At 64.7% G+C, this 12,912-nt stretch carries 15 protein-coding genes and 1 pseudogene; 4 read left to right on the plus strand and 12 right to left on the minus strand.

Annotated elements, in window-relative coordinates; translation table 11 throughout:
* Positions 1-12 precede the first annotated feature (12 nt).
* The 6 genes and pseudogenes from ACFFWD_RS15495 to ACFFWD_RS15520 all read right to left on the minus strand — a co-directional run bounded on the left by ACFFWD_RS15495 (position 13) and on the right by ACFFWD_RS15520 (position 4,568).
* Positions 13-681, minus strand: a complete 669-nt coding sequence (locus ACFFWD_RS15495) for a dioxygenase family protein (protein ID WP_376966535.1) — start codon at positions 679-681, stop codon at positions 13-15.
* Positions 682-842: 161 nt separating this feature from the next.
* A complete protein-coding gene (locus ACFFWD_RS15500) occupies positions 843-1,175 on the minus strand; it encodes a PRC-barrel domain-containing protein (protein ID WP_376966537.1) in 333 nt (110 codons plus the stop codon).
* Between the two features lie 175 nt (positions 1,176-1,350).
* Positions 1,351-2,298 (minus strand): YVTN family beta-propeller repeat protein, encoded by a 948-nt coding sequence (locus ACFFWD_RS15505; protein ID WP_376966539.1) that lies wholly within the window; start codon positions 2,296-2,298, stop codon positions 1,351-1,353.
* A 2-nt stretch (positions 2,299-2,300) separates the two neighbouring features.
* Positions 2,301-2,844 (minus strand): annotated as a pseudogene (locus tag ACFFWD_RS15510) (SRPBCC family protein).
* Between the two features lie 147 nt (positions 2,845-2,991).
* The gene (locus tag ACFFWD_RS15515; RefSeq protein ID WP_376966541.1) at positions 2,992-3,786 is read right to left on the minus strand and encodes an AAA family ATPase; all 795 of its coding nucleotides are present in this window, start codon (positions 3,784-3,786) and stop codon (positions 2,992-2,994) included.
* A gap of 5 nt (positions 3,787-3,791) precedes the next feature.
* Positions 3,792-4,568 (minus strand): AAA family ATPase, encoded by a 777-nt coding sequence (locus ACFFWD_RS15520; RefSeq protein ID WP_376966543.1) that lies wholly within the window; start codon positions 4,566-4,568, stop codon positions 3,792-3,794.
* 176 nt (positions 4,569-4,744) lie between these two features.
* Between ACFFWD_RS15520 and ACFFWD_RS15525 the strand changes: the two genes are divergently transcribed.
* Together ACFFWD_RS15525 and ACFFWD_RS15530 are read left to right on the plus strand one after the other, a co-directional pair.
* On the plus strand, positions 4,745-5,152 hold the full coding sequence (locus tag ACFFWD_RS15525) for a PaaI family thioesterase (RefSeq protein ID WP_376966545.1): 408 nt from the start codon (positions 4,745-4,747) through the stop codon (positions 5,150-5,152).
* Between the two features lie 4 nt (positions 5,153-5,156).
* Entirely contained in the window at positions 5,157-5,480 is a 324-nt protein-coding gene (locus ACFFWD_RS15530; protein WP_376966547.1) for a hypothetical protein, read from the plus strand.
* An 812-nt stretch (positions 5,481-6,292) separates the two neighbouring features.
* Here ACFFWD_RS15530 and ACFFWD_RS15535 read toward each other — a convergent pair.
* The 3 genes from ACFFWD_RS15535 to ACFFWD_RS15545 all read right to left on the minus strand — a co-directional run bounded on the left by ACFFWD_RS15535 (position 6,293) and on the right by ACFFWD_RS15545 (position 9,440).
* Positions 6,293-7,168 carry a PCC domain-containing protein gene (locus tag ACFFWD_RS15535; RefSeq protein ID WP_376966549.1) on the minus strand — a complete coding sequence of 292 codons (876 nt, stop codon included), beginning with the start codon at positions 7,166-7,168 and terminating at the stop codon, positions 6,293-6,295.
* A 4-nt stretch (positions 7,169-7,172) separates the two neighbouring features.
* Positions 7,173-8,822, minus strand: a complete 1,650-nt coding sequence (locus ACFFWD_RS15540; RefSeq protein ID WP_376966551.1) for an acyl-CoA synthetase — start codon at positions 8,820-8,822, stop codon at positions 7,173-7,175.
* Between the two features lie 108 nt (positions 8,823-8,930).
* Positions 8,931-9,440: a hypothetical protein gene (locus ACFFWD_RS15545; RefSeq protein WP_376966553.1), complete on the minus strand. Its 510-nt coding sequence runs from the start codon at positions 9,438-9,440 to the stop codon at positions 8,931-8,933.
* Positions 9,441-9,507: 67 nt separating this feature from the next.
* Here ACFFWD_RS15545 and ACFFWD_RS15550 point away from each other — a divergent pair, with 67 nt between their 5' ends.
* Positions 9,508-10,023 (plus strand): DUF3828 domain-containing protein, encoded by a 516-nt coding sequence (locus ACFFWD_RS15550; RefSeq protein ID WP_376966555.1) that lies wholly within the window; start codon positions 9,508-9,510, stop codon positions 10,021-10,023.
* 80 nt (positions 10,024-10,103) lie between these two features.
* Here the strand turns inward: ACFFWD_RS15550 and ACFFWD_RS15555 are convergent, their stop codons facing one another.
* Both ACFFWD_RS15555 and ACFFWD_RS15560 read right to left on the minus strand, forming a co-directional pair.
* A complete protein-coding gene (locus ACFFWD_RS15555) occupies positions 10,104-10,505 on the minus strand; it encodes an SPW repeat protein (RefSeq protein WP_376966557.1) in 402 nt (133 codons plus the stop codon).
* A 174-nt stretch (positions 10,506-10,679) separates the two neighbouring features.
* Entirely contained in the window at positions 10,680-11,621 is a 942-nt protein-coding gene (locus ACFFWD_RS15560) for a tetratricopeptide repeat protein (protein ID WP_376966559.1), read from the minus strand.
* Positions 11,622-11,722: 101 nt separating this feature from the next.
* Here ACFFWD_RS15560 and ACFFWD_RS15565 point away from each other — a divergent pair, with 101 nt between their 5' ends.
* On the plus strand, positions 11,723-11,995 hold the full coding sequence (locus ACFFWD_RS15565; RefSeq protein WP_376966561.1) for a GNAT family N-acetyltransferase: 273 nt from the start codon (positions 11,723-11,725) through the stop codon (positions 11,993-11,995).
* 11 nt (positions 11,996-12,006) lie between these two features.
* Here the strand turns inward: ACFFWD_RS15565 and ACFFWD_RS15570 are convergent, their stop codons facing one another.
* Positions 12,007-12,798 (minus strand): fumarylacetoacetate hydrolase family protein, encoded by a 792-nt coding sequence (locus ACFFWD_RS15570; RefSeq protein ID WP_376966563.1) that lies wholly within the window; start codon positions 12,796-12,798, stop codon positions 12,007-12,009.
* Positions 12,799-12,912 lie beyond the last annotated feature (114 nt).

Consider the following 12,912-nt stretch of genomic DNA (forward strand, 5'->3'; position numbering starts at 1 on the left):
GGCTCGGCGCCGCTACCCATTGAACACGACCATATCAAACATCGCCGTTTTCGAGTCCGGCTCGAATTCAGGCGAAGGGGCCTGCAGCTTCGTTATCAAGAGGTCCTTCCGCGCGGCGCTGTTCAGGAACGGGTCCTTGTCATTGTAGGGATCGCCCTCGAAATACATTTGCGTCACCAGCCGGTCTTGTTTGCCGCTCACCTGGAAGTGGATGTGCGCCGGCCGGATCAGGTTGGGACCGGCCGGATAGGCCGCCGGCTTGATCGTCGTGAAGCGATAGCGTCCCTCCGAGTCGGTCGTCAGGACGGCGGAGCCTTCGAAATTCGGGTCGAGCGGTGCGGGGTTGCTATCGCTCGGATGCGTGTAGCGCCCATACGAATTGGCCTGCCACACCTCTATCTTTGCGTTGCGGACAGGATCTCCCGAGACGTTCAGCACCCGTCCCATCACATTCAGCACCTGCCCTGCCGCACGTCCGGATCGACCGGGCACCCTCGTCAAATCGGTGCCTTTAGCGAACTCCTTGAGAGGATAGAACGGCCCAAGTATTTGCTGTGGCGTCCGCGGCAGAGCTGCAGCGGCGGCAAACCTGGTCGAGAGAGTTACGGCGGAGCCCGCGATGACAGCGGACATTTTCAGGATTTCGCGGCGGCTGAGATCGCCGATCGAATAGATCGCCATTTCACTCCTCCCTAAGAATTCGCTGCGCGTCTCAGTTACAGAGTATCGGCCGTCTAGTCCTGTGAATGGCGGACGGTCGGTGAAGAGCCGCGCCTCCTTGACCGGCTGCCTCTGCTCGCTGACCTGCCGCGGACGTCGTCGGCTAATCCGTCCTGTGCGTTTTACACCGCCCAGTAATTCGGGTGCGTGTACGAGCGCGAGCGGTCGCCCCAGTCGAATTCGTCGCCGTCGAACTCGGACGGGCCGGTGCGGAGATCCTCCAGCGTCACCTCGGCCTCGAAGGCCTGGCGCGCGGGGTCGAATTTCAGGGCCGTCCACTTGACCGGATAATGATGGTGGCTCGCGAGCACGCCGCCGGTCTTGATCACGGCGTAGGCCACCGTTCCGCTGACCTTGTCGAGCATCAGCCGCTCGATCGATCCGAGCTTCGTGCCGTCGCGCCCGAAGACGCAGACGTGCTCGACGCGGTCGCTGGGCACCAAGGTATGATGCATGGCATCCTCCCTGTTTTCCCTTGTTCGGCCGGGATTATAGCACCAACGCGCGCGGCATGTGCGCGGATCCCCTGTGCCGCGGTGCGGCAAAACCGACCAGCCGCCCGCGAATTTGATCCAGCGCAACTCGCGCCGTGGCGCCGGGGCTGCCCGGCACCAATCGAATGGGAGCACCCTACCGTCGGAGAAACGCTCCGAATGCGCGCGGGCCGTCGCCGACCTTGACCTCGGCCGTCACCGTCAGTTCCGCCGCATCGATCACGCTGAGCGAGTTGCTCTCCCAGTTCGCCACGATGACCTGCCTGCCGTCGGCGGTTGCAGCGATCCCTTCCGGATATTCGCCGACCTTGATGCGCTTGATTGGCTGAAGCGTTGCGAGATCGAACACGGTGACGGTGCCGTCATACTGGTCGGTGACGAAGCCGCGATTCAACGCCAGCGCGACCGCATAGGGGCGCAGGCCGGTCTTCACCCGCCCGATCTCGCGGGCCTCGGCGATGTCGATCGCCGAGGCGTCGTTGGAGGCGACGTTGGCCGTGTAGGCGCGCCGTCCCTCGGCATCGATGGTGATGCCGAACGGGCGCGCACCGACCTTGACGACCGCCCGCCGCTCGCGCGTCGCGGTGTCGATCACGGACACGCTGTCGGCATCGCGGTCTGCGGAGAGCAAGAGCCGCCCGTCGGGTGTCACCGCAAGCCCTGATGGCGAAGCGCCGACCGCGATGCTTCCCGCCACGCGCTGCGCCTTCGGGTCGATCACCCGGACTGCGGCGGCATACCAGTCGGCGACATAGACAGTCGCCCCATCGGGCGCCACCGCAACGCCCAGCGGGCCGCCGCCGACATCGATCCGGCCGACGATTTTTCGAGCCGCAGCATCGACCACTGTCAGCGCCTTGGCGTCGGGGCTCGTCACATAGGCGAAGCGGCCATCCGGCGTGACGGCCACGCCGGCGGGCTTGCCGCCGATCGCGATGGTCGCGACCGGCCGCGCGGTCACGAGGTCGACGACCGTCAAATTTTCGCTGAGCTGGTTGGTGACGAACGCCTCCTCGGCCCACCCCTGCGTGGCCGAGGCGACGGCAACGCTGGCGACGGCCGCCGCCAGGAGGATCGCCCGCACGCTCAGCTGCCGCTCTCGATTTTCTTCTTCAACGCCTCGAGGCCGGACCGATAGAGCCCGGTCACCGCCTTCAGCGCGGCTTCATCGCTCAGCTCCGGCGGCGGGTCGTTGTTGGGGTAGCCACGATAGAACGCACCGGTCCATTCCAGCTTCGCCTTGCCGTCGGGAGCCGGCGACACCGTCAGGCTTGAGGAATAGTTGGTGACCGGCAGCACCTTCACGTCGACGGCCGTGATCCGGTACGAATAGCTCAACATCTCGGGCTCGTATTTGTAGAGTTCCTCGTCAATAACAGCGCCGCTCGCAAGCGTCAGCCGCCGCTTCGCGCCGATCTCGTTGCCCTTCTCGCCCTCGGTCTTGCTGACGCCTTCGAGCCAGCTCATGTCTTGGAAGTTGCCGATCACGGCCCACACCTTGGCCTGCGGCGCGTTGATCTCGATCGATTCCCGCACCTTCTGCCGGCTCGGCCCATGCCGCCGTCAACGCGGCCCCCACCAGCGCCAACGCCGCCACCACGACGCCAGCCTTCGCGATCGTCCCCTTCATCTCGTTTCCTCATCTTTAATATTGGCCGGTACCCCGGCAGCCTTCATCGTAGAGCTATTTTGGACCAAACGGAGACCGGTTTCTTGCACCAGAGCGAAGTGGTGGCCGCCGTCTTCCCCGGAAGGCAAGCGTCCCGCTCCCCGCCCTTCACTCCGCAATCGTCGCTTCGACAAAGCCCCGCGGGTCGGCGCAGAACTCGCGCATGACCCGGTAGTGATCGGTCTGTTCCACGGTCACCGGCTCGAACCCGTATTTGCTCAGCCGCAGCAGCGTTGCGTTGGGATAGGCCATCAGCATCGGCGCATGGGTTGCCATGATGACCTGGCATTGGCCCGATAGGTCCATGCGCCGCAGCAGTTTCAGGAATTCGATCTGGCGCGCGGGCGACAGCGCCGACTCCGGCTCGTCGAAGATGAAGATGCCCTGCTTCTGGCAACGCTCCTCGAAAAACCGGATGAAGCCTTCCCCGTGGGAAAACGACAGATAGTCGGGCGCGAATTGCGGCGCATCCGATGCGGCTCTGCCGAGCGATTGGTCCGCCTCCACCGCCGAGCGATCGAGATAGCGGGCGACCGTGAAGAATGTCTCCGCCCGGAAGAACCACCCATAACTCACCTTTGGCAGCCAACCGGCGCGCAACGCCGCCGACAACTCAGCGCCTGTCACCTCGATTCCCGGATCGACCGAGTGGTGTCCCTTCCCGCCGCCGCCACTATCGAATCCGGCAGCCGCGGCGATCCCCTCCAGGATGGTCGATTTGCCGGTCCCGTTCTCGCCGACGATGATGGTGATGGCCGATTCAAAGCTCAGATCGAACTCATCCCTGAAGACCGGGAGGCAAAACGGATAGGCCTCCTCGTCCGGAACGAGCGCGCGATCGAGCCAGACGCGCTTGAGATACGGTGCGGGAAGATTGATCGTGCGATGTCGCCTGCGGGCCATACTGCTTACTCGTCCTCGCCAATCGCCGCGTCCACGAACCCCTTGGGGTCGTCGATGAAGTCGCGCATCAGCCTGTAGTGGTCGGTGTCTTTCAGGTTCACCGGCTCGAACCCGTATTTGGTCAACCGCAGCAGCGTCGCGTTGGGATAGGCCATCAGGACAGGCGAGTGCGTGGCCATGATGACCTGGCAGTGGCCGCTCCCGTCCATCCGATGCAGGAGTTTTAAGAATTCGATCTGGCGCGACGGCGACGGCGCGGACTCCGGCTCGTCGAAAATGAAGATGCCTTGGGTCTGGCAGCGCTCGTTGAAGAAGCGCAGGAAGCCTTCGCCGTGGGAGTAAGACAGGAAGTCCGGCGGGATCGGCTTGAACGGGTCGTCCAGCGCGGCTTCGTCCAGATATCGCGCCACCGAGAAGAAGCTCTCGGCGCGGAAGAACCAGCCATTGGTGATCTTGGGCAGCCAGCTTGCGCGCAGCGCCGTCGCAAGACGGCCGCCCGACTTCTCGATCGCTCTGGAATGGTCGACCGGCCGGTAGCCCTTGCCGCCGCCGGCGTCGTCATAGCCGGCCATCACGGCGATGCCTTCCAGCAAGGTGGATTTGCCGGTGCCGTTCTCGCCGACGATGATGGTGATCGCCTTGTCGAAGCCGAGCTCGAAATCGTCGCGTAACAGCGGCAAGACGAACCGGTAAGCTTTGCGGTTCGCAATACGGGCGGGGTCGAGCCAGACGCGCTTGAGATAGGGCGCCGGCATATTGATCGGACGCTGTCGTCTGGCCATTCACCTGCCCCAACTCCACGCAACGGCGCCGACAATCCCAGATGCGCTTCGCGCCGTCAAGAACATAACAGGAACAATATACCATCAGACTTAGGGTGGCGCGCATGCTTGCGCGCAATGCTAGGTTCGGCTCCCCGCGCCCGATGGCGCCGAATGCTCCAGCCGGATTTTCAGACATGACCGCTTCGCCTCCAGAGGGCTTCAAACTCCTGCCGCCCCAACCGGGATTTATCGACCACAACGGCCCCTACTACTGGCGCGAGAGCGACGCGGGCACGCCCGAATGGGGCTTCCAGAGCGACGCGCGGCACGGCAATCCCTACGGCTACCTCCATGGCGGGGCGATCCTCGGATTTCTTGACACCCTGCTTGGCAGCGCCGTGTTTGCGGCGACGAAGCGCAAAAGCGCCACCGTGTCGCTTGACAGCCGCTTCGTCAGCGGCACGGCGCCGGGTGGCTGGATTACCGGCCGCACCACCGTGAAGAAGATCACGCGGACCTTCGCCTTCGTCGATGCGGAGGCCTACGCCGGTGACAAGCTCCTGGTGACGGCGGCCGCCGTCTTCCGCGTCTTCGACGAATGAGCGCATGCGAAGCCGCGCCTACACGATCTTCCGCAAGGCGATCCTCGCCGAGCAGCAGGTCGTCTGCGTCTATGACGGCCGAAGGCGCGAGCTCTGCCCGCACATCATCGGGCACAACAAAAGCGGCGAAGAGGTCGTGCTGGCCTGGCAGTTCGCCGGCGAAAGCTCAGGCAAGCTGCCGCAATGGCGCTGCCTGCGGCTCGCCAATGTCAGCGACGCGCACGCCCGCGACGGAAGCTGGCACGAGGGCGGCTCGCACCGCACCGCGCAGACCTGCGTCAGCGCGATCGACCTCGACATCAACATTCATGTCCGCAAGCGGCGATGATGCGCCTTGGCATTGATTTGCCCGACGGCGCAAGTGCCCGCGAAAGAAATATTTCGGTTTTTAGGAAATGCAAATCGGTGTATGAATCCGCCCGTCTCACCCGATGAGGGGCGGCTCGCGATCGTCACGAACGCGCGGTGAGATGCGGTGGCCGCCGAGCGCGTGACTGACGAGCATGCGTGAAGCGGACGGTGAAGTCGTGTGGTCCTGACGCCCCAGTGGCAGGTGTCTCCTCGCAAGACGCGAAGTCCTTTTGCGAAGACGGTGACACAAGCCCGGTCTCGCCGGGGAGAGCACGATATAAGCCGTAAAACCATCGCGCAGGGAAAGCCGGCGTGTTTCCGGTTTCACCTGTGGTCCTCCCCCTGTGCTTTTTGTTGCACAGGGCCCATGGGTGCAATCGGCACCCGGCTTTCCCTGCGCCCTCTGCTTGATGAGAGGGTGAAACAAGATGCAAAGCTCGGGCAAATCATGTCGCGAGAACGCGGACTGTCGTCCTCACCGCTGTTTGACAATCGAATCCGAAACCCCACCCCGTCATTGCGAGCGAAGCGAAGCAATCCATGGGTCCGCACACATGGATGCATGGATTGCTTCGTCGCTAACGCTCCTCGCAATGACGAAGCGGCGAGTCGCGGGCATAACTCCATCCCCGTCATGCTGAGGAGGCCGTGCAGCGGCCGTCTCGAAGCACGACGGCCACCAGCGGGGTCGCGCATCCTTCGAGACGCGCTACGCGCTCCTCCAGCGACAAAGGCGAAGCCTTTGCCCGGGGATGACGGAACTAGCAACCCAGCGAAGAGACGATGCGACTACGGCCGCTCCGCCTCCTCGATCACCTCCAGCACCAGCTCCATCGTCATCAGCACCGGATTGTCGCCGCGGACCAATGTCCCCTGCGCGATGCCGCCGAGATAGTCGACCAGCGCGATGTCGAGCTCGGCCTGCAGGCGGCCGTCGGCATCGGTTGCGATGTGGCCTGCGGTCACCGCAAGCTCGGTTGCGAACGGCACCACGCTGCGGCCGTCAGTGAAGGTGGCGCCGATGGTCGAGCCGACGCCGCCATGCAGCCGCGCCCGCAAGATGCCGTGCTGACGGCAAAAGCCCTCCAGTGCGCAGGCAAAGTCCTGGTTCGGCCGCAGCCGCAAGGCAAAGGCACGGCCTGTGGTTTGGGCGTCGGTGAGCGGACGGGCGACCGGGCCGAACAGTTTGAAATTGGTCTCGCTGTCGGGCTCGGCGAGAAACGTCGCGCCGTCGAGGCCGAAGCCATCGACCTCGAATGCTTCAGCCACGACCGTCGCTTCCGGCAGCATGTGGCCGCCGTTGACGTGTCCATCGGCCTCGGTCCACAGACCGTGGCAATGGAAAAACGGCGCGCCGTCGCGCATCCCGAATGTCAGCGCGGCGAGCTTGAGCCGCGTCACCCCTTCGGGACGGAAGGTGTCGCTGTAGAACGCCGCGTTGGCGCCGTCCTTGGAGAGCGCCGGCATCACATAGGCGAAGGGCCCGAGCGCCCCGCCTTTCGCGTTCAACACGCCGCCCGAAAATCCTTCCGCGGCAAAGCCACGCCTGACACCTTCGAGCAAGGGAATGCCGGCCTCAAGCACGAATGAGAAGGCGCGGCCGCGCGCCTCCACCCACTGGATGCGTTCGCCGATCGGCGTCCCCGGCTGGGCGATGCTGCGCATCGCCTCAAGCGCCGGTCGACTTGGCGATGACCTCGAGCAGCCCGCGCGCCTCGAGTTCGTCGCGGATCAACCGCTTCGGCACCTTGCCGTAACCGGACTTCGGCAACGCCTCCCAGAAGAAGAAGCGCTTCGGCATCTTGTAGCGCGGCACTTTGGGCGCGAGATACGCCGCGAGCTCCGCTTCACCCACCGCGCTTGCGGCCTCGCGCGCGACGCAGACGGCGACGCCGACCTCGCCCCAGACCGGATCGGGCACGCCGAGGACTGCGACCTCGCCGACCGCGGGATGGGTCAGGAGCTTCTCCTCGATCTCGCGCGGATAGATGTTGGAGCCGCCGGAGATGTACATGTCCGAGGCGCGGCCGGTGATGTAGACAAAGCCCTCCTCGTCCGTGTGGCCGAGGTCGCCGGTTCGAAACCAGCCATCGCGAAACGCCTTCGCATTGGCCTCGGGGTTGTCGTAATAGCCGGCGAATACGCCGGGGCCGATCACGCAGATCTCGCCGGTCTCGAAGGCTTTGAGCTCGCGCCCGTCGTCGCCCTGGATCGAGACCTGCATCCCGGTGCGCTCGAAGCCGCAGGTGCCGATCCGCGCATGCGGGCCGTCCTCGGGATCGTGCAAGCCGGGCGGCAGCACGGTGATGTTGCCGGTGACCTCGCCGAGGCCGAAATACTGCACCAGCACGCCGCCGAGCTTGTTCAGGGCCGCCTTCTGGTCCTCGCGATACATCGGAGCGCCGGCATAGATGATGTAGCGCAGCGAGGAGTGGTCGTGCTGGTCGGCTGCGGGATGCTCGACCATCATCTTGAGGATCGTCGGCACCGTGAACATGTTGCTGACGCGATGCTTGGCGATCAGCCGGTAGGCTTCCGCGATGTCGAATTTCTCGGACGGCAGCAAAATGGTCGGCACGCCGCGCGCGGTCTGCACCAGCTGGTGCACGCCGGCACCATGCGACAGCGGCGCCACCACGAGAGAGGCGTCCTGCTCGGTGGTGCCAGGCATCAAATCGGCGAGATGGTTGGTGATGACAAACGCCATCTGGCCGTGGGTCAGCACCGCGGCTTTGGAGCGGCCGGTGGTGCCGGAGGTGAAGAAGAACCAGCAGGGATCGTTGTACTCCACTGCCGCGTTCTCGATATGGGCACCGGAATGCTTGGCGATGGCGTCGGCGATCGTCGCCTCGCCGAGGGTCCCCTCCTCGCCGATCCGCCAGGTGAATTCGAGCGCCGGATTTTGCGCGGCCTTGGCATGCTCGGGAAAGTCGCCATGGCAGAGGAACGCCTTGGCGCTGGAGGCGCTGGCGAGATAGGCGACCTCGTCGGGCATCAGACGGAAATTGGTCGGCACCCAGACCGCGCCGAGCCGGAAGGCGGCGAACATCGACCAGAACATCTCGTCGCAATTCTTGGAATGGACCAGGATGCGATCGCCCTTGACGATGCCGCGCGCCGCAAGCGCCGCGGCCAGCGCCGAGACGTTGCGGTCGATGTGGCGCCAGCTCCAGGATTTCTCGCCCCAGATGAAGCCCGCCCGGTCGCCATGGCGGCGCGCGTTCTGGGTCAGGAGATAGGCGAGGTTCATCACCCGCTGCGACACCCGCGCAATACCGCCGCGCGGTGCCGTGGTCTCGCTGCTTACCGTCCCATCCATGCGCATGTCCCCGCTCGAGGACGACGCCCTTCCGCGCGCCGCCACTGGTCTGTTGGACGTGGTTTATCGCCTCGCCGCAGGGTGAAGCAAGGCCCGCAAATTGTTGCCTTAGTTCGGCAATTTGAAGTCGAACGACCGCGCCGTGATCGTCCTCTCCTTGTGGCAGGACGGCGTGCCGTGGCCGCCGCAATAGGCGCCGTGCAGCTCGAAGGCGATGCTGCGCGGCGCGGTCGCCTTCTCGGCGGGGTCGGGGCGGATGCTGAAGCTGCGCACGTAATTGTCGAATACCTTGCGGACGCGGCCGTCCGGCAGCGTCACCAGGATGTTGATCAGGCAGCCGCCGGAGCCGCAGAACACCGCGCGGGTCCCGGCCGCGCATTTGGCATCGCCGAACTGGATGATGTAGTCCAGCCGGCCGTCGCCGGTGAGATCGACGGTCTGCACAGTGTCCGGCGCGAATGTCACGTTGCCGCCATCCTGGAATTTACACTCCTTGCCGGCGTCGGCGAGCGCCCGCTGCACGTCCTTCGGGTATTTGCCGGCATCGAATGGCGGCCTGGCGTCTTCGGCGAGCGCATTGCCTGCGGCAAGCATGGCGACGATAAGGTGAACGATCATGCGGATCATGACGACCCATTGGTCCGCGCGACCGTCCACAAGGTTCGCTTGATTGATCGAGGTTCTGATGATTTCACGCCGCACGCTCGTTGTCGCCGCCCTGCTCGCCCCGCTCGCCCGCCCCGCCGTTGCGGCGCCACCTGCGGCGGCGGACCCGGTCGCGATCGTCACCGCGATCTACACCCGCGCCGCCAAGGGCAAGGGCGACGGCGGCGGCGCCTTCGTGATCGAGAACAAGGCCGCCAAGGCCAAATACCTGTCGAAGTCGCTGGTCGAGCTGTGGGCCAAGGCCGACGCGCATACGCCCAAGGGCGACGTCGGCCCGATCGATTTCGATCCCGTCACCAATTCGCAGGAGCCGGACGTAAAGTCGTTCAAGGTGGTCGCGGAGAAGACGGAGGCGGACAAGGCGCTGATTGCCGTGACCATCACCGGCCGCACCAAGCGCAAGCCGGCCGACCAGGTCGTGCGCTACGATTTCGTGCGCGACGGGATAGAATGGAAGATCGACGACATCAGGGGCGCAAGCGACGGCGAGCCGTGGTCCGTTCGCGGAATGCTCACGGAGTCGCTGAAGAATTAGAGCGCGGTTCGACCACGCTCAACAAAGAACGAGCACAACCTGCCGGTCGATGCCGGCAGGCCGCCAAACGGAGGTACCTGCTACTGCGGATGCTTGGCCAAATCCTCTTCGCTCATATTCCAGTCCTGCCAGAGCTGCAGCGCGGCCACGATCGTGACCAGCGTGCCGAGGATGGCGTGCCAGACCTGCAGCATTTGGTCGCCGGCATAGCCGAAGATGAAGGGCGATGCAATCAGCCAGAGCCCGAGCAGGATGCTCGCCACCTCCTCCCAACGATGCAGGGCGACATATTCGAGCTGGGCGATGCCCAGCACCAGCATGCCGACCACGAAGCTGTTGAGGATCAGGTGGCTGCGCTCGACATCGACGATGTCGCTCGCCTGCAGCGGAAACCAGGGCGAAACCATGATCAGCACGCCGAGCAGCATGCCGAACCAGTCCTCCCATGGGCGATGAAGTTTGAAGAAGCGAAAGTCCGACATGGTAAACCTCCTCCCGAAAAGAGGCATACGTCAGCGGCCGGCGACACTCCGTACCAAACGACCATTCGGCCGCATCGGAGGCGTATGTCTGTTTCAAAACGTAATCCAGCCGCAGCGGCTTGCAAGCCCCTGCGTGCGGGTTTGCGGTGCGGCGGCGATGACCGCCGACGGGCGCTATCGGGTCGCGCCGAGCCGGTCCAGCGCCTCCTGCGCGGTCTTGAGATCGGGCCGCAGCTCGAGCGCCTTCCTGAAATCGGCCGCCGCGCCCTTCTTGTCGCCGAGCTGCATCTTGCCGAGCCCGCGGTTGCTCCAGGAATTGGCGTCGTTCGGGTCGTATTGCAGCGCCTTGTCGTAATCGGCGATCCCACCCTTGATGTCGTCCGTATAGAGGCGGAGCAGGCCGCGGTTGCGCCAGCCGCGTGGGTCCGTCGGCGCGATCCGCGTCGCCTCGCCATAGTCGGCGGCGGCGCGGTCAAGCTGCTTCATAACGCTGTAGACGTTGCCGCGGTTGATATAGGCGAGCGCGTTGGGTTGGAGCTGAATTTCCGTCGTGTAGTCGGCGATCGCGTGCGCCGTGTCGCGCTTGCGGAAATAGGCGAAGGCGCGATTGTCATAGGCGACGGCAAGCTGCGGATTGTATTTGATGGCGAGGTCGAAATCGGCCAGCGCCCGGTCGAGATCGCCCTTGCTGAGCCAGGCGTCGCCGCGATTGTTGTAAGCGAGCGCGAAGGTCGGATCGACGCGAATGGCCTCGTCGTAATCGGCCATCGCATGGTCGAGGTCGTGCTTGAAAGCATAGACGCGGCCGCGGTTGCTGTACGCACAGGCGTAGCCAGGATCAAGCTTGATCGCCTCGTTCAGGTCAGCGAGCGCGGCGTCGAGCTTGCGGGTTTCAGTGAGCCCATGGCCACGGCCGCAATAGGCCGTCGCGAGCCGCCGGCCGGTCTCGGTCCTGCCATCGATGACGGTGCTGCAGGCGGTCACACGTTCAGCTGGTGCGGTCGTCTTGCCGACGCAGGCCTGCCAAGCCGGGTCGTCGTCGGCCAAGGCCGCCGGCGGCTGCGAGATCGCGAGGGCCACGCCGAGCAGCGCGGCGGTCAGGGTCAACATCCGCATTTTCGTCAATCCACCAATGCCAAATCGACCGTTGGTCGCGGCTTTGCCCCGGCGGGTTCACGGGCTTAGATCAGGGACAGTGAATCAATCAGGATCTTGCGATGGCTGCCGTCCGCGACAACAAGGCTCAGAACCGCTTCGAACTCGACACCGAGGGCGGCATGGCCTTCGCCAATTACCGCCAGACGCCATCCGCCGTCATCATCACCCATACCGAGACACCGCGGGCCTTGCGCGGCCGCGGCATCGCCTCGGAGCTGGTGAAGGGCGCCCTGGATCAGATCCGCGCCGACGGTCACAAGGTGATCGCCGGCTGCGGCTTCGTGGTGGACTATCTGCAGAAGCATCCGGAGTACGCAGATCTCACCGGCTGACGCCCTGCCGGTCAGACGATCCGGATCGACATGTCGGGAAGTCCGTCGAGCTTACAGAGCAGCACGTCGCCCTTGACGACCGGACCAACATTCTCCGGCGTGCCGGAGTAGATGATGTCGCCGGCCTTCAGTTCGAAGGCCTCGGAGAGTTTGGCGATCTGCTCGGCGACGCTCCAGATCATGTTCTGCAAGTCCGAGCTCTGCTTCACCGTGCCGTTGATCGCAAGCGAGATCGCGCCCTTGGTGAAATGGCCGGTCTTGCTGGCCGGATGGATCGGACCGATGACTGCGGCGTGGTCAAAGCTCTTGCCGATCTCCCACGGCTTCTTGTCGGCGGCCATGCCGTTCTGCAGGTCGCGCCGGGTCATGTCGAGCCCGAGCGCGTAGCCATAGACGTGATCGAGCGCCTTCTCGGCCGGGATGTTGGTGCCGCCGGATTTGAGCGCCGCGACCAGCTCGACCTCATGGTGATAGTTCTTGGTCAGCGACGGATACGGATGATCGGCGACGGCACCGACCGCAACGTTCTGGATCGCGTCGGTCGGCTTCTGGAAGAAGAACGGCGGCTCGCGGGATGGATCGGAGCCGCGCTCGATCGCGTGCGCGGCATAGTTGCGGCCGATGCAGTAGATGCGGCGGACCTGGAACACTGCAGCTTCGCCGACGATCGGGATCGTGGTCGCAGGCACCGCAAACATCGGCTTGGGCGCGGCCTGCGCCTCCGCCGGCGTGGCTTGCGCCGCGGCGCCGGCAAATGCCAATGCGCCGGTTGCCAGCAGCGAGCGGCGGTCGAGATCAGTCATGGGCGTTCTCCTTTTTGTTGTTCGTTGATTGAATTGGGATAGGGGGACGTCTCGCGACGCCGCCCACCGGGTCACCGGAGGCGGTCGCCCGCCCCCGGTTCCCACAGAACGTGG

The organism is Bradyrhizobium erythrophlei, assembly GCF_042430365.1.
Lineage (GTDB): Bacteria > Pseudomonadota > Alphaproteobacteria > Rhizobiales > Xanthobacteraceae > Bradyrhizobium > Bradyrhizobium erythrophlei.